Genomic DNA, 868 nt, shown 5'->3' with positions numbered 1-868 from the left:
CCCCGCCTAGCCTGCGGCCGGTAGGCCGCACCTGTGGCGCTGAAGGCGGCACGCAGCGAATTACGTATTGGCCGTCAGGCCAATTCCGCTTGTATATTTCTAACTCTGCCGGGATTCATTCTACCTCTCTGAATCACGTTCCTGGTCCATGACAGCGCGCCCGAGCCGGGCAAGAATCGCCACGAGGCCGGGATCGTCAATGAGCTGGGCAGGCTGCTCGTCGAGCGGGAGCCTGGCGATCATCGCCCTGCCCTCTTCGACCGCTGCCCGCCGCCGGTCGCTGTCGTCTTCTGGCGGGGGCGCGGTCATGCCGCGTTCCACCTGCGGCGGAAGCATCAAGCGGTAAGCGTTCGATGTCTGCTTGACCTGGGGGCCGCGCATCCCCGCGTTGCCGGTCGGCACATATCGGCGCAACCAGTCGAGGAAGCCATGCGCCTTGAGCCGCTTGAGCGCGTCCACCACGGCCGCAATCGAACGGCCGATGCGAAGCGCCAGCGTCGCGATGGCCGGATCGAGCCGCCCGGTCTTGTAGTCGATCAGGCGTAGCAGCTCTCGCAATACTTCAAGCCCGACATGGCCGATCGCGCCGTTCTCGCGATTATTGCGGTCGCGCCGGTGAGCAAGCCGTTTCAGGCGGTCATATTTCTCGGCCGCCTGCATGAAGCGGGCGACGTTCTTGGGATTGAACGGCTGCCAAAATCGCCCCTCCCGGCCCTCCTCGGTGCGGCTGTAGCGATGGACCCGCTGGCCGGTCTGACAGCCCGGCCGTCGCCCTTTTGGCCCTGTCAGGGCCTCGAACACTGTTTGCATGGAACCTCCCGTCGGTTGAGTGGCCCGGCTGCTGGCGGTGATCCTTCATGGACAAAGC

The 868-nt window shown here is 65.1% G+C and carries 1 protein-coding gene; it reads right to left on the bottom strand.

The genetic code is table 11. The features are described from left to right. Positions 1-120: 120 nt before the first annotated feature. Entirely contained in the window at positions 121-810 is a 690-nt protein-coding gene (locus tag AX709_RS04900) for a replication protein A (RefSeq protein ID WP_231727421.1), read from the bottom strand. Positions 811-868: the final 58 nt, after the last annotated feature.

Origin of the sequence: Sphingomonas sp. CCH15-F11 (assembly GCF_001557005.1) — a bacterium.
Classification (GTDB): Bacteria; Pseudomonadota; Alphaproteobacteria; order Sphingomonadales; family Sphingomonadaceae; genus Sphingomonas.
This window is presented reverse-complemented; position numbering and strand designations above follow the sequence as displayed.